The sequence below is a fragment of the Phytomonospora endophytica genome (assembly GCF_014202425.1).
GTDB lineage: Bacteria > Actinomycetota > Actinomycetes > Mycobacteriales > Micromonosporaceae > Phytomonospora > Phytomonospora endophytica.
Genome location: NZ_JACHGT010000004.1, coordinates 492,725 through 513,312, shown reverse-complemented (window position 1 = coordinate 513,312; position 20,588 = coordinate 492,725). Strand labels below are relative to the sequence as shown.

21 protein-coding genes and 1 pseudogene are annotated in these 20,588 nt (G+C 71.4%); 14 read left to right on the top strand and 8 right to left on the bottom strand.

Annotated elements, in window-relative coordinates; all coding sequences use genetic code 11:
* The first annotated feature begins 121 nt into the window (after positions 1-121).
* Positions 122-2,176 carry a cellulose binding domain-containing protein gene (locus HNR73_RS11575; protein WP_373316646.1) on the top strand — a complete coding sequence of 685 codons (2,055 nt, stop codon included), beginning with the start codon at positions 122-124 and terminating at the stop codon, positions 2,174-2,176.
* Positions 2,177-2,291: 115 nt separating this feature from the next.
* Positions 2,292-3,071, top strand: coding sequence for a peroxide stress protein YaaA (yaaA, locus tag HNR73_RS11570; protein WP_184787358.1), 780 nt, complete (start codon positions 2,292-2,294; stop codon positions 3,069-3,071).
* On the opposite strand, the gene HNR73_RS11565 is transcribed toward yaaA, so the two are convergent.
* The 5 genes from HNR73_RS11565 to HNR73_RS11545 form a co-directional block, all read right to left on the bottom strand.
* On the bottom strand, positions 3,068-3,388 hold the full coding sequence (locus tag HNR73_RS11565; RefSeq protein ID WP_184787357.1) for an L-rhamnose mutarotase: 321 nt from the start codon (positions 3,386-3,388) through the stop codon (positions 3,068-3,070). The two genes, yaaA and HNR73_RS11565, sit on opposite strands and share 4 nt — an antisense overlap.
* 13 nt (positions 3,389-3,401) lie before the next feature.
* Complete coding sequence (locus HNR73_RS11560; protein ID WP_184787356.1) at positions 3,402-4,250, bottom strand: amidohydrolase family protein; 849 nt, start codon at positions 4,248-4,250, stop codon at positions 3,402-3,404.
* Entirely contained in the window at positions 4,247-5,236 is a 990-nt protein-coding gene (locus HNR73_RS11555) for an aldo/keto reductase (RefSeq protein WP_184787355.1), read from the bottom strand. Before HNR73_RS11555 ends, HNR73_RS11560 begins: the two co-directional genes overlap by 4 nt.
* Before the next feature lie 183 nt (positions 5,237-5,419).
* A complete protein-coding gene (locus tag HNR73_RS11550) occupies positions 5,420-7,972 on the bottom strand; it encodes a DUF4132 domain-containing protein (protein ID WP_184787354.1) in 2,553 nt (850 codons plus the stop codon).
* 1 nt (position 7,973) lies between these two features.
* Positions 7,974-8,366, bottom strand: coding sequence for a hypothetical protein (locus tag HNR73_RS11545; protein ID WP_184787353.1), 393 nt, complete (start codon positions 8,364-8,366; stop codon positions 7,974-7,976).
* A gap of 93 nt (positions 8,367-8,459) precedes the next feature.
* On the opposite strand from HNR73_RS11545, the pseudogene ybiA reads away from it, so the two are divergent.
* Positions 8,460-9,010: pseudogene (gene ybiA / locus HNR73_RS11540) on the top strand (riboflavin biosynthesis intermediates N-glycosidase).
* A gap of 28 nt (positions 9,011-9,038) precedes the next feature.
* On the opposite strand, the gene HNR73_RS40675 reads toward ybiA, so the two are convergent.
* Together HNR73_RS40675 and HNR73_RS11530 are read right to left on the bottom strand one after the other, a co-directional pair.
* On the bottom strand, positions 9,039-9,839 hold the full coding sequence (locus HNR73_RS40675; protein WP_203686860.1) for a MerR family transcriptional regulator: 801 nt from the start codon (positions 9,837-9,839) through the stop codon (positions 9,039-9,041).
* 31 nt (positions 9,840-9,870) lie between these two features.
* Positions 9,871-10,290 (bottom strand): GNAT family N-acetyltransferase, encoded by a 420-nt coding sequence (locus tag HNR73_RS11530; protein WP_184787351.1) that lies wholly within the window; start codon positions 10,288-10,290, stop codon positions 9,871-9,873.
* Positions 10,291-10,385: 95 nt separating this feature from the next.
* Here HNR73_RS11530 and HNR73_RS11525 point away from each other — a divergent pair, with 95 nt between their 5' ends.
* A complete protein-coding gene (locus tag HNR73_RS11525; protein WP_184787350.1) occupies positions 10,386-10,772 on the top strand; it encodes a hypothetical protein in 387 nt (128 codons plus the stop codon).
* Positions 10,773-10,986: 214 nt separating this feature from the next.
* On the opposite strand, the gene HNR73_RS11520 is transcribed toward HNR73_RS11525, so the two are convergent.
* Positions 10,987-11,529 carry a hypothetical protein gene (locus HNR73_RS11520; RefSeq protein ID WP_184787349.1) on the bottom strand — a complete coding sequence of 181 codons (543 nt, stop codon included), beginning with the start codon at positions 11,527-11,529 and terminating at the stop codon, positions 10,987-10,989.
* A gap of 125 nt (positions 11,530-11,654) precedes the next feature.
* Between HNR73_RS11520 and HNR73_RS11515 the strand changes: the two genes are divergently transcribed.
* The 10 genes from HNR73_RS11515 (at position 11,655) to HNR73_RS11470 (ending at position 19,955) form a co-directional block, all read left to right on the top strand.
* The gene (locus HNR73_RS11515; RefSeq protein WP_184787348.1) at positions 11,655-12,413 is read left to right on the top strand and encodes a (Fe-S)-binding protein; all 759 of its coding nucleotides are present in this window, start codon (positions 11,655-11,657) and stop codon (positions 12,411-12,413) included.
* Positions 12,410-13,864, top strand: coding sequence for a LutB/LldF family L-lactate oxidation iron-sulfur protein (locus tag HNR73_RS11510; RefSeq protein ID WP_184787347.1), 1,455 nt, complete (start codon positions 12,410-12,412; stop codon positions 13,862-13,864). Before HNR73_RS11515 ends, HNR73_RS11510 begins: the two co-directional genes overlap by 4 nt.
* Positions 13,861-14,481, top strand: coding sequence for a LutC/YkgG family protein (locus HNR73_RS11505; protein WP_184787346.1), 621 nt, complete (start codon positions 13,861-13,863; stop codon positions 14,479-14,481). The genes HNR73_RS11510 and HNR73_RS11505 overlap by 4 nt, the downstream gene beginning before the upstream one ends.
* A gap of 121 nt (positions 14,482-14,602) precedes the next feature.
* Complete coding sequence (locus HNR73_RS11500; protein ID WP_184787345.1) at positions 14,603-15,463, top strand: hypothetical protein; 861 nt, start codon at positions 14,603-14,605, stop codon at positions 15,461-15,463.
* 109 nt (positions 15,464-15,572) lie between these two features.
* The gene (locus tag HNR73_RS11495) at positions 15,573-15,920 is read left to right on the top strand and encodes a YbaB/EbfC family nucleoid-associated protein (RefSeq protein ID WP_184787344.1); all 348 of its coding nucleotides are present in this window, start codon (positions 15,573-15,575) and stop codon (positions 15,918-15,920) included.
* Between the two features lie 8 nt (positions 15,921-15,928).
* Complete coding sequence (locus HNR73_RS11490; protein WP_184787343.1) at positions 15,929-16,294, top strand: YbaB/EbfC family nucleoid-associated protein; 366 nt, start codon at positions 15,929-15,931, stop codon at positions 16,292-16,294.
* A gap of 11 nt (positions 16,295-16,305) precedes the next feature.
* A complete protein-coding gene (locus HNR73_RS11485; RefSeq protein ID WP_184787342.1) occupies positions 16,306-17,307 on the top strand; it encodes a hypothetical protein in 1,002 nt (333 codons plus the stop codon).
* A gap of 78 nt (positions 17,308-17,385) precedes the next feature.
* Positions 17,386-18,546 carry a PucR family transcriptional regulator gene (locus HNR73_RS11480; RefSeq protein WP_184787341.1) on the top strand — a complete coding sequence of 387 codons (1,161 nt, stop codon included), beginning with the start codon at positions 17,386-17,388 and terminating at the stop codon, positions 18,544-18,546.
* An 88-nt stretch (positions 18,547-18,634) separates the two neighbouring features.
* Positions 18,635-19,450: a glycoside hydrolase family 16 protein gene (locus tag HNR73_RS11475; protein ID WP_184787340.1), complete on the top strand. Its 816-nt coding sequence runs from the start codon at positions 18,635-18,637 to the stop codon at positions 19,448-19,450.
* A 64-nt stretch (positions 19,451-19,514) separates the two neighbouring features.
* Positions 19,515-19,955: a nuclear transport factor 2 family protein gene (locus HNR73_RS11470; RefSeq protein ID WP_184787339.1), complete on the top strand. Its 441-nt coding sequence runs from the start codon at positions 19,515-19,517 to the stop codon at positions 19,953-19,955.
* Positions 19,956-20,588 lie beyond the last annotated feature (633 nt).

The following is a 20,588-nucleotide window of genomic DNA, read 5'->3' as shown; positions in this document are numbered from 1 at the left end:
CCCCGCACCATTTCATCCCCTGGCACGCAAGGCCTCCAGTGGCGTGACGGTGGCTTGACACGTCGTCGCGGGAAGCGGAACGATGATGCGATTCATCGAAACGCTTCGATTGGAGCTCGTGTTGAGAACTCATCGCATCCCCTTAGCCGCAACGGCTCTGGCCCTCGCCGGGGCCGGGCTCTTAGCCCCGGTACCGGCCGCCGCGGCCCCGGCTGTCTCGGTCACCGTCAACGCCAACGGGGGCCTGGCGACCATGCCGGAGACCGGACTCGGCCTCAACCACGCCATCTGGGACGCCGAACTCGCCTCCGACGCCACCGCCGACCTGCTCGGCGCCGCCGGGGTTCGGATGCTGCGCTACCCGGGCGGTTCCTACGCCGACATCTACCACTGGGAGACCCACACCGCCCCCGGCGGCTACGTCGCCCCGGGCACCGACTTCGACGCCTTCATGGCCGCCACCCGGCGGACCGGCGCCGAACCGATGATCATCGCCAACTACGGCACCGCCTCGGCGGCGGAGGCCGCGGGCTGGGTCCGCTACGCCAACGTCACCAAGGGATACGGCGCGAAGTACTGGACCGTCGGCAACGAGAACTACGGCAACGGCCACTACGGCTCGGCCTGGGAGGCCGACGAGCGCCCGCGCAAGGACCCGGCGTACTACGCCGCCGAAGTCGTCGCCTACTCCCGGGCGATGAAGGCCGTCGACCCGACCATCAAGGTCGGTGCCGTGCTCACCATGCCCGGCAACTGGCCCGACGCGATCACCGCCGGCGGCGACGAGGGCAGCTGGAACCAGGTCGTCCTCGCACTGGCGGGTTCGGCGATCGACTTCGCCGACGTGCACTGGTATCCCGGCGGCGGCACCGCCGCCGAATCGCTGACCCGGGCCGAGCACATCGCACCGGCGATGCGCCTGCTGCGCGAACAGATCGCCCGCCACGCCGGGCCTTCGGCCTCACGCATCCAGATCAGCATGACCGAACTCAACGTCGGCGTCGGGCAGAACACCCAGCCGGGCGCGCTGTTCCTCGCCGACGCCTACAGCGGGCTGCTCGCCGAAGGCGTGTTCACCGTGAACTGGTGGAACGTCCACAATGGCATCGGCACCGTCTCGACCGTCGCCGGGCAGACCGACTACGGCGACTTCGGCCTGCTGTCGAGCGGGAACTGCACCGCCGACGGATCGGTCTGCGAGCCCGCCTTCAACACGCCCTTCGCGCCCTACTTCGGGCTATCCATGATGGACAGGTTCGTGCGGCCCGGCGATCGCTTCGTGGCGGCCGGATCCAGCGATCCGCTCGTCTCGGCGCACGCCGCCCGCCGCCCGAACGGCGACCTCGCGGTCCTGCTGCTCAACAAGGATCCCGACGGCCCGCGCTCGGTCGACGTCACCTACACCGGTTACACCCCGTCGGCCGCCGCGCCGACGGTGTTCACCTACACCAACGGCGGCACGTCGGTCACCGAGTCGGCCGGCGGCAGCGCCACCGCACGCACCCTGCCGCCGTACTCGCTCACCACGCTGGTCCTGCACCCGTCCCGGCCGAGCACCGGGGCACCGGGCGCGCCCGGGCAGCCCGTCGCGAACGCGGTCACCGACCGCTCCGCGACGATCTCCTGGCCGCCGAGCGCGGCGGGCGCGGCCCCGGTCGCGAAGTACGAGCTGCACGGGCGCAACGGCGCCGTCGACGAGCAGCTCGGCGAGACGGGCGGCACGTCGCTGACCGTCGGCAACCTCAATCCGGGAACCCGTTACACCGTCAACGTTCTGGCGAGGGACACGGCGGGCCGCGTCTCGTGGGCGTCGCCGCCGCTGAGTTTCACGACCGGGACACCGACGCGCAGCACGTGCGCCGTGCGCTTCACCGCCGGCGGGGACTGGGGCAACGGCTACATCGGCGGGATCGACATCGTCAACACCGGCCCGGCCGTGATCGACGGCTGGACCCTGACCTACGCCTGGGCGAGCTCCTGGCAGCGGATCGACGGTGGCTGGAACGGCGTCTGGGCGCAGGACGGCCGGGACGTGAAGGTCACGCCCGCCGAGCACAACCGGGTGCTGGCGCCGGACGGCGGCGGTACGAATGTCGGCTTCGTCGGGAACTACGGCGGCCCGAACGTGCTGCCGACGGTGTTCAGGCTCAACGGGACCGTGTGCAGCGCGGGTTGATGGGTTAGGAGCCGGACGGGGTCCGTGTGGGAGCGCGCCCCGGCTTCGGCCCGACCCGTCACACCCGCCCCCACCTGCCCATCCCCGTCGCCCTCGGCCCTCATAGACTTTCGGCGTGCTGATCCTCCTGCCGCCCTCCGAGGGCAAGACCGCCACGAAGCGCGGCGCTCCGGTCGACCTCGCGGGGCTGTCGCTGTCTTCGCTCACCGACGCGCGACGGGAGGTCGGCGAGGCCCTGGTACGGCTCGCGACGGACGTGGACCGTGTCAAGGCGCGCGAGGTGCTCGGCATCAGCGAAGGCCAGGACGGCGAGCTCGACAAGGACGCCGCGTTGTTCACCGCGCCGGCGCAGGCGGCGTCGAAGCTCTACTCCGGGGTCCTCTACGAGGCACTGGACCTGTCCACTCTGGACGCGGCGGCCAAGCGCCGAGCGACGGCCAGCCTGCACGTCTTCTCCGGTCTGTGGGGCGTCGTGCGTCCCGGTGACCGGATCCCGCCGTACCGCCTGTCGATGAGCGTGAATCTGCCCGGGATCGGTTCCCTGGCAACGTATTGGCGCAAGCATCTGGCGGCCGTGCTGCCCGGGCTCGTCGACGGCCGGGTGGTGCTCGACCTGCGTTCGTCGCCCTACATCCCGGCGTGGCGGCCGGGTCCGGCCGACGGCGAGGTCGTCACCGTGCGGGTGCTGCACGAGCGGATCATCGGCGGGAAACCGGCACGGACCGTCGTGAGCCACTTCAACAAGGCGACCAAGGGCCGCATCGTCCGCGACCTGCTGATCGCGGGCGCGCGGCCGAGGAAGGCCGCGCAGCTGCTCGACGTGCTGCGCGACCTCGGCCACACCGTCGAAGGGGATGGGCCGGGCCGCGCCGACATCGTCGTGAGCGAGCTCTAGGAGTCCTGCTCGCTGAGCGACCAGACGTGCGCGATACCGGAGTCGCGCCCGTCGTAGTTGTCCTTGACCTCGTGCAGCGGCCCGACCTGTTCCTGCCACGCGACGTTGGCGGGGTGTTCGCGCAGGGCCGCGCGCATCGCCTGGTAGTCCTCGACGTCGATGAGGTGGAACAGGTGGGTGCCGTCGCGCCAGATGCGCCAGTCGCGCACGCCGGCCTCTTTGAGGGCGGCGGCGAGCTCGGCCGGGATGGTCTCGTGGACCTTGTCGTAGTCGAGTTCGCGGCCCGGGTTGAGTCGGGTGTGCAGGGCGATTTCCATGGTGCTCGCGGCCTCAGCCTTCCAGTCCGTAGACCTCGGCGGCGGTTCCGCCGAGGATCCTGCGCCGCTCGGTCGGCGCGAACTCGTCGATGAGCTCGTTGGTGACGTCCAGGACGCGCTGGTATTCGGCGGCGAGGGTGCAGACCGGCCAGTCCGAGCCCCACATGAGGCGTTCTGCGCCGAAGGTCTCGACCGCGCATTCGAAGTAGGGCCGCAGGTCCGCGATCGTCCACTGTGTCCAGTCGGCCTCGGTGACGAGTCCGGAGATCTTGGCGACGACGTGGGGGTGCGCGGCCAGAGGCGCGAGCGCCTCGCGCCAGGCCTTGAAGCCGTCGGCGCCGATCCCCGGTTTGCCGAGATGGTCGAGGACGAACAGGGTCTCCTCGACGGCGCCGGCGAGTTTGGCGACGTAGGGCAGCTGTTCGACGCGGACGAGCAGGTCGAAGGTCAGTCCGGCCTCGGCGACGGCTTGGACGCCGCGGACGACCTCGGCGCTGGCGCAGTCGGCGGGGAAGGGGTCGTCCTGCAGGTGGTCGCGCACGCCGACGAGCTTGTCGGCGCCGGGCAGTTCCCTGTACTCGGCGAGGGTGCGGGCCAGACCGGAGTCGCGGATGTCGGCCCAGCCGACGACTCCGGCGACGGTGTCGTTCTTGGCCGCGATGGCCAGGAACTCGGCGACCTCACCGGTCTTGCCCAGCCCGGCTTCGACCAGGACGGTCTTGCCGACCCCGGCGGGTCCGGTGACCGCGACCAGGTCGTCCACCGTGTACGGACGGCGCAGCGGTTCCAGTTCGGGCTTGGCGTCGAGCCACTTGTAGCCCTTGTCGTACTGCCACAGGTGGTGATGGGCGTCTATGATCATGGGACGGGTGCTTTCTCGTCGAGCATTCCGGCCCGGTGCAGGTCGGACCACAACTCAGCGGGTATGTCGTGGCGGGCCATCGCCACGTTGTCGGTCACCTCTTCTGGACTGCGCGCACCGACGACGATGGCGCTCACGGCCGGATGGGCCAGCGAGAACCGCAGCGCGGCCGCACGTAGCGGCACATCGTAGCGTGCGCACACCTCGCCCATCGCGCGAGCTTTGGCCAAAGTGCCCGCATCGACCGTTGCGTAGTCGTATCGGGCGTCTTCCGACGGATCGGCCAGCAGCCCGGAGTTGTACACGCCGCCCAGGATGACGCCGATGTTCTCCTCGGCGCACAAGGGAAGCAGCTCGTCGAGGCCCGACTGGTCGAGGAGCGTGTAGCGCCCGGCGAGCAGGACGCAGTCGACGGCGTCGGCGCGGACGAAGCGGGTGAGCATCGCGGCCTGGTTCATGCCCGCGCTGACGGCCCCGATGACGCCCTGGTCGCGCAGTTCGCGCAGGGCGACGGCGGCGCCGTTGATCGCCTCGTCCCAGTGGTCGTCGGGGTCGTGGATGTGCAGGACGTCGACGCGGTCGAGGCCGAGGCGGGTGAGGCTGGCCTCCAGGGAGCGCATGACGCCGTCGTAGCCGTAGTCGAAGACCGGTACGAGCCCGGTGTCCTCGGCCCAGGCCTCCTGCTGCCCTTCGCTTCCGGAGACGAGCTGCCGCCCGACCTTGGTGCACAGGACGTATTCGTCACGCGGGCGTTTCCGCAGCGCCTCGCCGGAGCGGATCTCGGAGAGCCCGGCGCCGTAGAGGGGCGCGGTGTCGTAGAGCCGGATCCCGGCGTCCCAGGCGGCGTCGACGGTGTCGGTGGCGGTGTCGGCGCCGACCTCGGCGTAGAGGCCGCCGATCGGCGCGAGGCCGAGCCCGAGTCGGGTCACCGGCAGGCCGCTGCGGCCGAGGGGGACGCGGGCGGTGGGCTCGTACGGGTTCGGCATAGCGCCACAGCATAGGCGCAGGCCGGGACGCCGGTGGAGGCACCCGAGAGACCGGCCCGACTCCGGCGCCGAACACGCCGGCATCCGCTCGGGCGTCCTGGCCCGCGAGGTGGCGCGGGATCGTGGCGGCGAATCCGGGCTCGGCGGTGTCGCCGGGCCCGATACGAGCCCGGCGGTCGTCGATTACACCAGCTGCCTGGTGATCGTCGGATCGGTGATCTTGTCGTCGGCGGCCAGCAGGAACACCTTCGACAGGATCACCCCCAGCATCCCGTCGGCCTCCTCGAAGGGCAGGAAGAGCTGCTTTCCGCCGTGCGGCTTGGCGACGATGCACAGGTAGGAGTCGTTCGGCTCCATCAGGATGTTGCCCGATCCGATGTGGACCTTGAAGGTGCGCTTGTTGCCGCGCACGCGAACGAAACGGTCGCCGATCTCGACCCGGTCGGCGATCTTCGTCCGGGGCAGCAGCCTGCGGAGGGCCTCCCGCCGGATCTGCGCGGCGGCGCCGAGATCGGCGGTGCTCGCGCGACTCCAGTAGTCCCAGTGGTCGCTGTCGCGGCCCGTGTCGGCCCAGGTCGGGTCGGTCGCGATGGAGGTGACGCCGACGGCGAGGTCGCAGTCGCGGAAGGCCTCGGACAAGACCAGGGCGGGAATGTCGCGCAGGGCGACGGACACGCCGTCGAGGGTGAAGTGGACCCGGCCGGTCGAGCAGAGCGCCGGGTTGCCGCCGTCGGTCTCGGTGGCGATGAGGGTGACGTCGAAACTCGCCCGGAACTCGGCGCCACCGGCCTCGTCGCGGTAGACGCGGACGGCCGCACCCTCGTACCCGCCGTCCCAGTAGCCCAGGCTCGGCGCGGACCAGCCGCGCGAGGTGAGCAGGGCCCGCGCCTGGCCGTAGCGCAGAACGTGGGCGGCGAAACGGTTCGAGTGGTCGTGTGTGGACTCCTCGGCGGGGGTGAGGAGGTAGATCTCGCGGTAGGCCTGCTTGAAAGGCTGCCGCAAGCGCTCCTCGGCGAACCGATCGCGCCAGGCGGCGACCTCGTCACGGTCGGCACGGACCGGGTGCCACAGGCGGACCCGGGCGTCGGCGGGCACCACGAGAAGACCACCGTCCACCATGGACAACTCACCCTCGGCGGGCAGCCCGGCCCGCCAGCTCGCGCCGCCGTCGGTGGAGATCTCCCAGATCAGCGCCCGGGTGATCCGGCCCGTCACGGGATGCTCCAGGCAGTACGCGCGCCACTCGGCACCGTCCCAGACCCGGCCCGACCCGAGCGCCTCCTCGATCCGGAAACGCTGCGTGGGCAGCATCTGCTTGAGCTCCTTGACCTCCCGGCGCAGGTCGGCGAGGACGTCGGCGTGGTCGGCGCGAACCGCCATCGGCACCCCGGCCAGGCGCCTGCCGGCGGCGTCGGCGAAGACCAGGCTCACCCCGTCGTCGGTCAGCGCGAGAACGGCGGTGTGCTCGCCGACCGCTTCGCTGCGGACACCGTCGGCGTCGAGGCCGTAGTCGGGGACGGTTCGGTCGAGGAGACGCTCGCGGCTGATCCCACCGCGTTCGGCCACTGTGGACAGTGCTTTGTCGACGGACTTCAGCATCGTCTTACGGCGCAGGCGGGAACGGATCCGCGACAGCTGCGCGACGGCCGCGTCGTCGGCGCGCTCACCGAGCGAACCGATGGCGGCGTTGACCAGGCGCTCACTGCGCAGCTCTCCCCAGCCACCGGCCATCCGGACCGCCGCGGTGACCGCCAGATCCCCCAGCAGCGAGGGGACCCACGCCGCGTCGAGGGTCGCGACCGCCCACACCAGGCCGCGCGCCATGTCGAGATTCCCGCCGTCGAGGTAGACGGGAAAGCCGTAGTCGCCATGGCTCGACGGTGAGACGACGAGTTCTTCGCGGTGGGCGACGAGGACGGTGAGAATCTGGCGGACGGCCTCGTGGACGGGTTCGGCGACGAGCCGGGCGGCCTGCTTACGCCAGGAGGCGGTCGGCCGGGCTCCGCTGCTCACGCCGACGGCGTGTTTGAGCAGCGCGATGAGGGCCCGGTCCTTGACGCGTTCACCGAGGGCCTCGCGGACCCGTGGGCCGAATGCGTCGAGGTCGTTGAGGATCATCGCGGGGAGGTCGTCGGCTTCGTGGCCGAGTCGGCCGGCGAGCTGCTCCAGTTGTTTGACGGTCGTGCCACGACGGTCGGGGTTCATGTCCTCGAAGCACTCGGCGGCGCGCGTACGGGCGGCCAGGATCGGCTCACGGAGGGCACGCAGCTCGTCGTCACCCAGGCGGGCGGCGGCCGACACGGGGAGCTTCAGCACGACCGGCAGGTGGTAGGAGTTCCGGTAGCGGGCGGCACAGTCGAGCAGGACCGAGATCTCCCGCGCCGTCCAGGCGAGCCTGCGCACCGCCACGACGTCGGTGACCGCGTTGCAGAGGTCGAGGTGCGTGCGGTCGGTTCCGCCGGTCCAGCGGTAGAGCATCGCCCACAGGCCCGCCGCGCGAAGGTCCTCGGTGGGCAGTCCGGCGAGCACCTCACCGGCCTTGGTGTCCTTGAGGGGGTGGTTCCAGGCGTAGCGCCGTCCGATCGACGCCTTCCGCAGCGCTTCACCGACCTCGACGACGCGGGTGGACACCGCGGGCCAGTCCGCGAAGCGGTTGACGGGGACGCGGATCGACTCGGCGAGCAGTTCGGCGGCCTCGGGGTCGAGGGGGCCGGTGCCGATGAAGGAGTCGCCCATGTCAGCCGCCCACCAGCGGAACGAGCCGGACGAAGGCGACCAGCGGCTCGGCGTCGAGGTCGATCTCCTCCTCGGGGGACTCGACCTGGCGATCACCCACCAGGACGATGAAACCGTTGCGGCCGAAGGCTTCCAGGGCCGCGTCGGCCTGCTTCTCCCAGTCCAGGCGACGGGGTTTGTCGAGACGGTAGCCGTTGAGCTCGACCTCGGCGTCGGTCGGTTTGACCAGCCCCTGGAAACGTCGCGAAGGGGCCGCGTTGTACCGGGCGACCTCTTCGCGGACGCGCAGGCGGATCAGTTCGCCGACGCTGATGCGGCTCGGCAGATCCGGCACGTCGAACTCGGCCAAGGTTTTCCCGGTCATGCTCTCGTCCCGGAAAGTCACGGTCGCCATGCGTCCCTCCAAAGTAGATTTCGTCGGGCATGATGGCACGCGGCTGGGACATAACCGGATGCCGCCGTCACAGGCCCGTGCCACGCTGTGGGCGTGAACCAGCCGCCGCGTGACCTCGCCGCCGCCGTCGCCGCCGAAGCGGCGGGCGTCCCCGTGAGGTTCCTGCATTTCTGGGGACACGCGCCGTCCGCCGACGGCACCGTGACGGCCTCGTGCCTGAGCCAGTGGTGGCCGGCACCGTTCACCGTGGACGGTGTGACCTACCGGACCTGTGAGCACTACATGATGGCCGCCAAGGCCAGGCTCTTCGACCACGCCGAGATGGAGGCGAAGATCCTCGCCGCCGGGCATCCGCGCACGGCCAAGGGCTTCGGGCGGCAGGTGCGCGACTTCGAGCAGGACCGCTGGGAGACCGAGCGCTTCGAGATCGTCGTGGCCGCCAACGTCGCGAAGTTCGGGCAGCACGCCGATCTGGGCGCCTTCCTGGCCGGGACGCGCGGGCGTGTGCTCGTCGAGGCGAGTCCGACCGGATCTGGGGCATCGGGCTCACCCGGGACGATCCCCGCGCGGGGCTTCCCAGCCGGTGGCGCGGGGAGAACCTGCTCGGCTTCGCGCTGATGGAGGCCCGGGAGCGGCTGTCGTGAAGCGGTACCCGGAGACCGCCGGCGAGGACTAGCCCCAGGTCGCCGTCTCCGGGTCGACGCCGTTGGCGCGCGCGTTGGCGAAGATGACCTCGCGGAGCCACACCACCAGGCCCGGCGCGAGGCCCTCGTAGTAGGCCGCGTAGCCCGGTTCGTCGGCGAACATCCGGCCGAGGCAGACCTGCATCGCGTGCGTGGTGTCGAAGTAGCCCGACATCAGCGCGCGGTGCCGCTCGGCGAGCGCGTTGGCCGCGGGTGAGCCGGGCGCGACGCCGTCGCGCATGGCGGTGGCGAAGTCGGCGTTGAGTTCGGCGGTGGTCGCGGCGGTGTCCTTCCAGTCCTGCGGGGACATGGTGGCGGCCCGTTCGGCGTACTGGGCCCACTGTTCGCCGTCGCCCCAGCGTTCCTCGGCCTGCGCGGTCCAGGCCGGATCCCAGTCGTCGCCGAAGATCTCGACCTGTTCTTCGGGGGTCAGCCGCATGCCGCCGCCGGTGGCGGTGAGCATGCGGTCGACGGCCCGGACCATGTCGGCGAGGCGGTCGGCGCGTTCGACGAGCTGCGCCCGCTGACGCCGGAGGTGGGCGCGGGCGTCGACGGCGGGGTCGTCGAGGAGCCGGCCGATCTCGGCGAGCGGGAAGCCGAGTTCCCGGTAGACCAGGACGCGGTGGACGCGGGCGACGTCCTCGCCGGAGTAGACGCGGTAGCCGGCCCGGGTGCGGCCGCCGGGGCGGACGAGGCCGACGGCGTCCCAGTGGTGGAGGGTCTTGACGCTGACCCCGACGAGGGCCGCGGCCCGGCCGACGGTGAGGGCCGTGTCGTCTTCGCTGCTCACCGGGTCAGTGTCGCGCACGCCGGGGCGGAGGTCACGCCGATTCCGGGCCGTCGAGACGGAGCAGGCCCGCTGTGGTCGGGCGGAAGCCGCAGGAGCGGTAGAAGCCTTCGAGGTGGGGTTCGTAGTCGACGTGCAGCCAGGCCGCGCCGCGCGCCCGCGCGTCGGCGACGGCTTCGAGGACGAGACGCCGTCCGAGCCCGGCGAGGCGCAGGTCGGGGTGGACGGTCGTGTCGAGGAGGAAGGCGTGGGCGCCGCCGTCGGTGGCGACGTTGACGTAGCCGACGGGGTCGCCCTGGCCGCCGTCCCGGCGGGCGATGACCCAGGTGAGGCTGCGGGCGTGGATCGCGGAGAAGTCGATGGGCCGGTGCTCGCCGGGCCAGGAGGCGGCGAAGAGCTCGTTGAGTTCCTCGTCGGTGGCGGGGCCGCGCGCGTGCAGCTCAAGATCGCTCATCGGACAAGGGTCGCATTCGCATACGGCGGGTTCCCGTCACGTCCGGGCCGGGAAATCGACAGAACGTACTTTTGTCGACATTGGTACGAATAGGGATGTTACGGTCTGAGGCGTTGCGGGCGGGCCGCGTCAGCGGCTCGCCGTCCGTCGACCAGGGGGTGGATGTGAACTCGGGCTGGAAGTTCGCGGCCGTCAGCGCCGTCATGACCGGGGCGGTGATCGGTGGTATCGCCGAGGCCGCGGCGGCAGAGCCGCCGATGATGCCGGAGCAAGGAGTCGCCGCCGACCGCGGCGAGGGCTGGCCGGTCGTCCCGTCGGGCTCACCGTCGGGTTCGGGCTCGGAGTCGCCGTCGACGGGGCCGTCGGAGTCGGGCGGTTCGCAGGTCGGGATCGTGGGCGTCGCCGCTCTCGGCGCCGGTCTGATCCCGCTGGGGGCGTGGGTGTGGCGCCGCCGGCGGGCACGACGGGAGGAGCGCGAGTAGGGGTGTGAGGGCGCGGCGTCTCGGGGGCGCCGCGCCTTTCTGTGCGCCGAGCACGGCTCAACGGCGAAGAGGCGCGTACCGGAAGGCTCTGGGTGTGTTCGCGACCATCGAGCTCCGCGACTCCTTCTTCGGCAACGGCGTCACCGTCGCCCTCACGTAGGCGCCGCCGGGCGGGACCAGGCGCGGGAGCGGTGAGGTGAGGATGCCACGTCCCCTACACCCCCTCCCCCCGTCCGAATCCCCTCAGCGCCAGCGATGCCGCCATCGCGATCTCCGAGCCGGCGGGGCGCGTCACGCCCGACAGCCACTCGAACAGCTCCTTGCGCGACTCAGGCCGCGCGTGGCGGAGCAGGGCCCCGACGGTGCGCAGGATGGTCAGGCGGATCACCGGCTCGGGTTCGTCGAGCCAGCGGGTCCGCAGCGCGAGGCACACGTCGTCGGCGAAGTACCGCGCGTCGGCGAGCATGAACACCGCGAGGCGCCGGACCTGCGGATACTCGTGCTCGGCGAGGGTCAGCACCGTCGACAGCGACTGCCGCCAGGTCCGCTCCCAGTACGGCTCCAGCTCTTCCGGGTGTGCCGCGGCGTGGCCGACGACGGCCGCCACCGCCAGCCCCAGGACGCGTTCCCGGAAGGCCGGGTCGGCGTGCACCGCCTTGGCCAGGAGGGCGGGGATGGCCGCGAGAACGGTCGCGTCGGCGACGTCGTGGTTGGCTCGCAGGCGTTGCTCAAGGTCGGCGAGTGCGTCGGGGTACAAGGTCGTCGTCCTTCGGGGGTTTGCCGGGTGTGGTGCGATGATGCCCTACCGGCGCATCCCACGTTTCGGAACCCGCCGGGCACCACCGGCCAAGATCACCGGCCCCGTCGGGCAGGATGACGGCCATGCGCATCGCCCTGTTCATCACCTGCGTCAACGACCTGATGTTCCCCGAAACGGGCAAGGCCGTGGTGCGGTTGCTGAGGCGGCTGGGCCACGACGTCGACTTCCCGGCGGAGCAGACGTGCTGCGGCCAGATGCACGCCAACACCGGCTATCGCGCCGAGGCGGTGCCCTTGGCGAAGCGTTTCGCGGGCGTCTTCGACCCCTATGACGCGATCGTGTCGCCGAGCGGTTCGTGCGCGGCGATGGTCCGTGACTCCTTCCCCGGCCTCGCGCCCGGCGACGGGCGGGTCGCGAGCGTGTCGGCGCGCACCTACGAGCTCTCCGAACTCCTCGTCGACGTCCTCGGCGTGACCGACACCGGCGCGTACTTCCCGCACAAGGTCACCTATCACCCGACCTGCCACGGCCTGCGCATGCTCGGTCTCGGCGACAAGCCGCTGTCCCTGCTGGCCAACGTCCGCGGCATCGAGCTGGCCGACCTGCCGGCCCCCGACGAGTGCTGCGGTTTCGGCGGGACATTCGCGGTGAAGAACGCCGAGGTGTCGACGGCGATGCTGACCGACAAGTGCCGCAACGCCCTGTCCACCGATGCCGAGATCCTCGCGGCGGCCGACAACTCATGCCTGACGCACATCGGCGGCGGCCTTTCCCGGATGCGGGCGGGGATGCGCGTGATGCACTACGCCGAGATCCTCGCCGCGCGGGAGCACGACCGCGGCCCGAGCGCCGGGCACACCGGTGAAGGAGTGCTGCGATGACCATCCCGCACGGTTCGGGGAACCTCGTCGGGCTGCCTTTCCCGACGGCCGCCAAACCCCGCGTCCGCGACATCGGCCTGCGCGCGAACCTGCGGCGGGCGACCGGCACGATCCGCGCGAAACGGGCCGCGGTCGTCGAGGAGGTCGAGCGGACCGGCGACTGGGAGCCGCTGCGCGAGGCGGGCCGCGCGATCAAGGCGTGGACGATGCGGAACCTGCCGGAACTGCTGGAGCGCTTCGAGACGGCGGCGACCGAGGCGGGCGCGGTGGTGCACTGGGCGCGCGACGCCGACGAGGCGAACCGGATCGTCGGCGACCTGATCCGGGCGCGGAACCAGCGCGAGATCGTCAAGGTCAAGTCCATGGCCACCCAGGAGATCGGCCTGAACGAAGCCCTTGCCGCACAAGGCATCGAGGCGACCGAGACCGACCTGGCGGAGCTGATCGTGCAGCTCGCCGGGGACGAGCCCTCGCACATCCTGGTCCCGGCCATCCACAAGAACCGCAGCGAGATCCGCGAGTTGTTCGCCGCGCGTATGCCGGGCACCGACGCGTCCCTCACCGACGAACCGGCCGCGCTGGCCGAGGCGGCGCGACGGCATCTGCGGGCGAAGTTCCTGTCGGCGAAGGTGGCGGTGTCGGGCGCGAACTTCGCCGTCGCCGAGACGGGGACGCTGGTCGTCGTCGAGAGCGAGGGCAACGGCCGGATGTGCCTGACGCTGCCCGAGACGCTGATCAGCGTCGTCGGCGTGGAGAAGATCCTCCCGCGCTTCGCCGACCTGGAGGTCTTCCTGCAGCTGCTCCCCCGCTCCTCCACCGGCGAGCGCATGAACCCGTACACGTCGATGTGGACGGGCGCGACCGACGGCGACGGCCCGTCGGACGTCCACATCGTCCTGATCGACAACGGCCGTTCGGCGACGCTCGCCGACGAGGTGGGCCGCCAGGCGCTGCACTGCATCCGCTGCTCGGCGTGCCTGAACGTGTGCCCGGTCTACGAGCGGACCGGTGGGCACGCCTACGGATCGGTGTATCCGGGCCCGATCGGGGCGATCCTGTCGCCGCAGTTGACGGGGGTGGCGGCGAACAAGTCGCTGCCGTACGCGTCTTCGCTGTGCGGTGCCTGCTACGAGGTGTGCCCGGTGAAGATCAACATCCCGGAGGTGCTGGTGCACCTGCGGCAGGAGGCGCCCAAGAACGCCGCGGAGAAGTCGGCGATGGCGACGATGGGCTGGGTGATGAGGAGCCGCCGCCGCTACGAGGCGGGGCTGCGGGCGGCGCGGATGGGCTCCTCACCGTGGCGCGGCAAGGGTTCGCTGAGCCGTCTGCCGTGGCCGATGTCGGGCTGGACGTCCTCGCGGGACCTGCCGGTGCCGCCGAGGGAGTCCTTCCGGGACTGGTGGAAACGGGAAGCCGCCGAGGGCACCGGAGCGAACGGAGAAGGCGAGTGAGCGCACGCGAGGAGGTCCTGGCCCGCCTGCGCACCGCGCTGCGGGACGCGCCGGTGGAGCCCGAACCGGTCCGCGACTACCGGCGCGAAGGGACCACCGACCCCGAGGAGCTGCGGGCGCTGCTCGTCGACCGGCTCCGCGACTACAAGGCCACCGTCCACGAGACCACCCCCGACGGCCTGCCCACGACCCTGTCGGCGGTCCTGGCCGACGCGACGGTCCTCGCCGTGCCCGCCGACCTGCCCGTCGAGTGGCTGGCCGGGCACACCGGCGAGGTACGCGCCGACCCCGACGTCCCCGGCCTCGACACCAGCGACGCCGTGCTCACCGGCGCGGCCGTCGCGATCGCCGAGACCGGCACGATCGTCCTCGACGCCGGTCCCGCGCAGGGCAGGCGCGCGCTGACGCTCGTCCCCGACCGCCACGTCTGCGTGCTGTTCGCCGAACAGGTCGTCGCCACCGTCCCGGAGGCGATCGCGCGCCTGCGGAGCCCGGCGTCGCCGCTCACCTGGATCTCGGGTCCCTCGGCGACCAGCGACATCGAGCTGCGTCGCGTCGAGGGCGTGCACGGCCCCCGGCGGCTCGACGTCGTCCTCGTCGGCGCAGCGGACGGGTGAGCTGACCGTTCGACCGCTTGCACCCGTGATGCGGCTTTGGCAAACTCCCCGCTACGGCCGGTGACCCGCCACGTCACCGGCGAGGCGCGGGGGACGCGCCGGTCCACAACGGGGGAGTTCGATGTCGAACGGGGAGCTCGTGTCCGTCGCGCCCAGACCACGCCAGGTCATCGTCGCCACCACTTTAATAGCGGTGCCCGCCTTCGTCGCCGTCCTGATCCTGCTCAACCAGGCTGGCCGGCTCGGCGGCTACGGCGGCGGCAATCTGCTGCTGCTGTGCCTCGCGCTGCCCGCGCTGGCGACCGGGATCCTCGCGGTCGGCTTCGCGCCCGGCCGCGACGGGCTGCGCCGCGCCGCCCTCGTCCTCTGCTCGGTCAGCGCGATCCTGACCGGCGGAGTCGCCGTGGTCAGCACGGTCCTCGCCGTCACCAACCTCGGCCGGGACCGCACGGGCCCGTGGAGCGGCCTGCTGACCGCGATACTCACCGCCGCCGCCCTCGTCGGCGCCTTCTTCGCCGTCGTCAACGGCCTCGCCATCCGCATGCTCCGCACCCGCCAGGCCCTCGACTGGTTCGCCGCCGAACACGACGACGAGGCCGAAGAGTGGCGGCCGTCGCGGGCGCTTCTCGTGCTGATGGGCGCCGCCGGAGCCGGCGGCGTCATCTTCCTCCTGGCCACCGCGGGCATCGGCGGGCTCGCCTCCGTCGCCGACAGCGAGAGCCTCGGAGCCTGCGCCTCGGTCTGCGCCGGGATCCTCGCCCTCCCCCTCCTGCGCGGTACCGCCGGGAAACTCCGCACCGCCGCGATCATCACCGGCTCCTTCGGCGCCTTCGTGTGGGCACTCCTGACCCTCCTGACGCTGTTCGGCGGAACACCCCTGCTCGGCCTCGTCGCGCTCACGTTCACCGCCGCCCACATCGCCATGATCGTCCTGCTCGCCCGCACCGAACCCCTCCCCGCGCATGACGACACGTCCGGCTGACCCCGCACCGGCCCCGCGCAGACCCGCCGAGGGTGGGCAACGCGCCCGCCGTGGCATCTTTGGCACACTGACCCACGTCGGATCAACGCGCCGCGCCCCCCAGGAGCCCATGAGCAACACGGAGACGCTCGCACGCGCCGCCGAGGTCGAGGACCTGCTCGGCAGGCTCGGCACGGCGCGCCGCACCATGCTCGCCGCCGCCGAACGCGCCGAGGACCTCCGCGAGCAGATCGCCGACGAACGCGTCGAGGCCCGCTCCCCCGACGGTCTCGCCACCGTCGTCTGCGACGGCCTCGGCAAGGTCCAGCGCGTCGAACTTGACACGGTCCGGTACAACAGAGCGACCGAGGAACAACTGTGCGCAGCCGTCCTGACCGCGCTCAGCTTGGCCCGCGGACGAGCCGAAAAGGTCGCCGCCGACTTCTGGCACGACTACGAACAGACCGCCCGGCGCTAGGAGGTCGCGTGGAGGACACCGATACGTCCGGGGACGGCGCGGCACGTCAGTGCGCCGAACTCGCCGACCGGCTCAGCGCCGCCCGGATCACCGCGACGTCCCCGCGCAACCTCGCCCGCGCGATCTACGACGGGCACGGCCGGGCCGTCAGCCTCGAACTCCGGCACGGCGCCAAGGACCAGCACGGCCCCGAGACGATGGGCGAGATGATCACCTCCGCTCTCCAGGCCGCCGACCGGGCCGTCGACGCCCTGCGCCAGCACGCCTACGACGACGTCCGCGTCGCCGGGGACACCATCGGCAACTGGCGCCGCCACCCCGGCGACCCGGGCTCGGCCGTCGCGTCCGCCTTCGGCGGAGGGCCGCGGTCATGACCCTCCCCGGCATGGACGCCGTTCTCGCGACCCTCCCCGCCGACCTGCGCGCGGCCGCCGCCGACCTGTACGTCAAGGTCGCCGCCATCGCCTGGGAGGCCGAGGAGACCCTCAGCATCGCCTTCCAGGTCCTGCGCGAGGCCCGTGGCGAACCCGAACTCCTCGACACCGGCAGCGAACTCCTCGACCGGGCCGTCGCCGCCGAACTCAACGCCGCCCGCGACGAGATCGGCGCGGCCGGTAATCGCTTCAGCGGCTCCTGGGTCGGCGGAGGCGCCGAGTCCTTCAACGCCTACCTGCCCAAACTCATGGCCGCGATCGAGTCGATGGAGGAATCGGCGGGCAAGACCGCCGAAGCCGTCCGCCTCTTCCGCCAGGCCCTCACCGACCTGTGGCAGCGCATCGTCGAACGCACCTGGCACACCGGCGGCGAGGTCACCGCCGCCGTCGCGCAGGCCGGACGCAACCTCGCCGTCGCCGTCCCGCTCGTCCTCGGCATCGTCGACCGCTACGCCGCCTACGTCAGCGGCATCGCCGCCGCCCTGCTCGAACTCGCCGGAAACGAGTACAAGGCCGGCGAGAAACTCGCCGAGGCGGGCAGCCTGCCCGGCGTCGCCGACGTCGGCGAACCGCGTCTCCCCCTGCCCGCCGACCCGTCCTGGAACGACGCCGACCGCAAGGACAACTGGCGCCCCGGCGGCGAACTGCGCATGGACACCGAGGCGATGGCGACCATGATCGCCGCCTTCCGGAACAACGGCGCGTACTGGGACAACGCCGACCGGCACCAGACCGAGGCCGCCGAGGCCCACCTCACCCCCCGCGCCTTCGGGCTCGGCGTCGGGTTCTACGGCGACGTCCAGCGCGTCATGGCCCGCGACCGGGGGCTCTACCGCGACGCCGACGCCCGCATGGACTCCGTGGCGGGAGCGCTCTCCGAGATCGGCGGGCTGTACGGCATGATCGACGAGGACACGACGTCCACGTTCAACAAGCAGATGGACGACCAGTAGCCCACGGAGCAGTATGTCCGCACTCGGCGGTTGCGACCACCCCGGCTCGACGAGCGGGCCTCATGGCAGGCTGGCGCGATGAAACTTGCTGCCACGATCCGCAACGTCGAGCGGGCGGCCGGGGCGCTGGCCACCCAGAGCGTGGCGCGGATGGACGAGGTTCTCCCGTGGTTCCGGGACCTCCCCGCCGACCAGCGGTCGATGGTCATGCTCGTGGCGCAGGCCGGCGTGCGGTCCTTCGTGGAGTGGCTGCGCAACGACGGCACCGATTCGGCGATCTCCGACGAGGTCTTCGAGGCCGCGCCGATGGAACTCGCGCGCGCGATCAGCCTCCAGCACACCGTCGCGCTGGTGAAGGTGACCATCGAGGTCGTCGAGGAGCAGGTCCCCCAGCTGGCCGCGAAAGGCGAGAGCGTCGAACTCGCCGAAGCGGTCCTGCGCTTCTCCCGCGAGGTCGCCTTCGCCGCCGCGCGGGTCTACGCGCGGGCCGCCGAAACGCGCGGTGCCTGGGACGCGAGACTTCAGGCGCTGCTCGTCGACGCGCTCCTGCGCGGTGAGGCGGGCGACGAACTCACCTCCCGCGCGGCCGCCCTGGGCTGGTCGGACGCGACGCCGGTGTCGGTGGCCGTCGGCCGCTCCCCCGGCGGCGAGGCCAGCGCGGTCCTGCACGCCCTGCACCGCACGACACGGCGGCTGGGCGTGGACGTGCTCGCCGGAGTCCACGGCGACCGTCTCGTGGCGGTCCTGGGGGGTGTGGCGGAACCGCTGGCGACCGTCGAGAAACTCGCCGGGAAGTTCGGCGACGGCCCCATCGTGGTCGGCCCGGCCGTGCCGACCCTGGAGCAGGCGAGCGAGTCGGCCCGCGCCGCCCAGATGGGCTTTCGCGCCGCGGCGGCCTGGCCCGACGCGCCACGGCCGGTGTCGGCGACCGAGCTGATGCCCGAACGCGCGCTGCTCGGCGACCAGCACGCCCGCCAGATACTGAGCACGCAGATCTACACGGCGCTGACGAAGGCCGGCGGCGAACTGCTGGAGACGATGGACGCGTTCATCGCCAGCGGCGGAGTGCTCGAAGGGACCGCGCGGGCCCTGTACGTGCACCCCAACACCGTCCGGTACCGGCTGCGGAGGATCACCGAGGTGACGGGGTTCTCGCCGACGGTGTCGCACGACGCCTTCACGCTGCGGCTCGCCCTTGCGATCGGGCGGCTGGATCCCAGTGGAGAGCTGCCCCGGTAGAAGCGCACATCCCTCCGCACACGGCACTTCCTCCACTGCGGATGATCCACTAGCCTGGCGCGGTCCCTCGACGAAAGGACCGCCGCCCATGCGTTTCACCACGTTCCTGCGAACGGCCGCCGCGGTGGCCGCGACCGCCGCCTCGGTGGTCGTGCCCGCCTCCGCGGCACAGGCCGACTGGGTGTTCAACGACGACTTCACCGGCGTCGCCGGCGCCCAGCCCGCCGCCGCCCGCTGGACCCAGCAGACCGGCTGCCAGTGGGGCGGACGGCCCGCCGACAAAGAACGCCAGTGCTACACCGACGGCGGGCACAACGCCAAGCTCGACGGGAACGGCAACCTCGTCATCACCGCACGGGACGAGAGCACCACGGTGGACGGTGTCACCTACGACTACACCTCCGCCCGCGTCGAGTCGAACACGCTCATCGGCTCCGGCGGCGGCGTCGAGGTGCGCGCCAGGATGTCGGGCTTCGAGGTCGGTGCCTGGCCGGCGATCTGGACACTCGGGCAACCCGAGGACGCGTGGCCGCAGTACGGCGAACTCGACCTCATGGAGAACGGCGGAGGCGGCTCCTGGGTGCCCCAGTGGCACGTGCACACCGCGACGAACGGCAACGGTGCCGCATTCCCCGGCGGAATCGACCCGAGCCAGTGGCACATCTACGAAGTGGAGTGGACCACCGGGCCCGGCGGGACCGCGAAGTTCTCCATCGACGGCGTCTTCATCGCCGAGGAACCCTTCGTGGTGCCCGCGAACTCGCCCGCGAAGATCATCCTCAACGTCGCCGTCGGCGGATGGGCCACCGACCGCCAATGCCCGGACGGAAGCTGGGACTGCAAGGTCGAGCCCGACGCCGACCTGAACAGCACCCTGACCGTCGACTACGCGCGAGCCTGGTGACACCCCGGGGCGGTAGTCTCCTCACTACCGCCCCGACATCCGTTGCGCACGAGGAGGACCCGCCGTGGCCAGACCGATCGAACTCCTCGCGGACATGCACGAGATCAAAGCCGTCGTCGACGGCATCGACAACTCCGTGGACGTCAAGGACTGGGAACACTGCCTGTCGCTGTTCACCGAACACGTGCACATCGACTTCAGCAGCCTGGGCGGCGGGGCCCCGACGGTGGTGCCGGCGGCCGCGCTCGTCGCGTCCTGGCGGACGAACCTGCACCCGGGGAAGTCGAGCTTTCATCTGAGGACGAACCACGAGATCAACCTCGACGGGGATCAGGCGTGGGTGTTCTCGAAGGGCGCCGGGTACAACAAGCTCGGGGACGAGCTGTGGGAGTTCTGGGGGACGTACGAGCACACGCTGGTGCGGACGGCGGGTGGGTGGAAGTGCTCGGCGATGGTGTTCACGCTGACGCACACGCGGGGGCGGGATTCGGTGCGGTTGGGGTAGGGGGTGGGTGAACACCGTGCTCATCGTCGCTTCTCGCGATGGGCGGTGGTGTGCTTGGGGTTGGTTTTGCGCTGACCGTCTCCACCGCTGCGCTGAGGGGTTTGTTTCTTTGGGGGCGGGTGGGGGTGGGGTTGCGTTGCGTTGCCGGGGGCTGTGGTTTCGGGCCGTGACCGGGGCTCTGGCTTCGGGCCGTGACCGGGGCTCTGCCCCGGACCCCGCAAAGGGGCTTCGCCCCCTTGACCCCCGGCCTCGCTCGGGAGACTGGGGGTGCCTTAGCGGTCTCCGGTCGGGTGGCCGGGGCGCGGGCTGAGGTTGTTTGGCACATGCGTGTCTCCGTCTTTTTCGGCCGGTCAAGGGGACACGAAGAACCTGGGGCTGTCAAGGGAAAGAGCGCCCTTGACAGCCCCAGAACCTTCGTGTTGCACCAATCCCTGGCCGAAGCGACGGAGACACAGGTTAGTAGTGGGTGGGTCGCGCTGGCGCGACCTTCAGGGGACGCCGCCAAGCGTTGCGGCTAGCGTGCCTACTCCCCTGATAACGGGAAGTAAGGTGCCCCGCGTTAGAGCTGTGGGTGCGGGTGCGGTCTTGTTGGTGGGTGCCACTTGATGGTCTGGTCTGGTCTGGTTCTGGTCT

Bases quoted from the DNA above. Each gene is read 5' to 3' on its own strand.
- HNR73_RS11500 (WP_184787345.1), top strand. From the start codon at position 14,603: ATGTCGAACGGGGAGCTCGTGTCCGTCGCGCCCAGACCACGCCAGGTC.
- HNR73_RS11530 (WP_184787351.1), bottom strand. From the start codon at position 10,290: ATGAGCGATCTTGAGCTGCACGCGCGCGGCCCCGCCACCGACGAGGAA.
- HNR73_RS11545 (WP_184787353.1), bottom strand. From the start codon at position 8,366: ATGGCGACCGTGACTTTCCGGGACGAGAGCATGACCGGGAAAACCTTG.
- HNR73_RS11560 (WP_184787356.1), bottom strand. From the start codon at position 4,250: ATGATCATAGACGCCCATCACCACCTGTGGCAGTACGACAAGGGCTAC.
- HNR73_RS11565 (WP_184787357.1), bottom strand. From the start codon at position 3,388: ATGGAAATCGCCCTGCACACCCGACTCAACCCGGGCCGCGAACTCGAC.
- HNR73_RS11485 (WP_184787342.1), top strand. From the start codon at position 16,306: ATGGACGCCGTTCTCGCGACCCTCCCCGCCGACCTGCGCGCGGCCGCC.
- HNR73_RS11555 (WP_184787355.1), bottom strand. From the start codon at position 5,236: ATGCCGAACCCGTACGAGCCCACCGCCCGCGTCCCCCTCGGCCGCAGC.
- HNR73_RS11510 (WP_184787347.1), top strand. From the start codon at position 12,410: ATGACCATCCCGCACGGTTCGGGGAACCTCGTCGGGCTGCCTTTCCCG.
- HNR73_RS11550 (WP_184787354.1), bottom strand. From the start codon at position 7,972: ATGGGCGACTCCTTCATCGGCACCGGCCCCCTCGACCCCGAGGCCGCC.
- HNR73_RS11525 (WP_184787350.1), top strand. From the start codon at position 10,386: ATGTTACGGTCTGAGGCGTTGCGGGCGGGCCGCGTCAGCGGCTCGCCG.
- HNR73_RS11515 (WP_184787348.1), top strand. From the start codon at position 11,655: ATGCGCATCGCCCTGTTCATCACCTGCGTCAACGACCTGATGTTCCCC.
- HNR73_RS11475 (WP_184787340.1), top strand. From the start codon at position 18,635: ATGCGTTTCACCACGTTCCTGCGAACGGCCGCCGCGGTGGCCGCGACC.
- HNR73_RS11495 (WP_184787344.1), top strand. From the start codon at position 15,573: ATGAGCAACACGGAGACGCTCGCACGCGCCGCCGAGGTCGAGGACCTG.
- HNR73_RS11480 (WP_184787341.1), top strand. From the start codon at position 17,386: ATGAAACTTGCTGCCACGATCCGCAACGTCGAGCGGGCGGCCGGGGCG.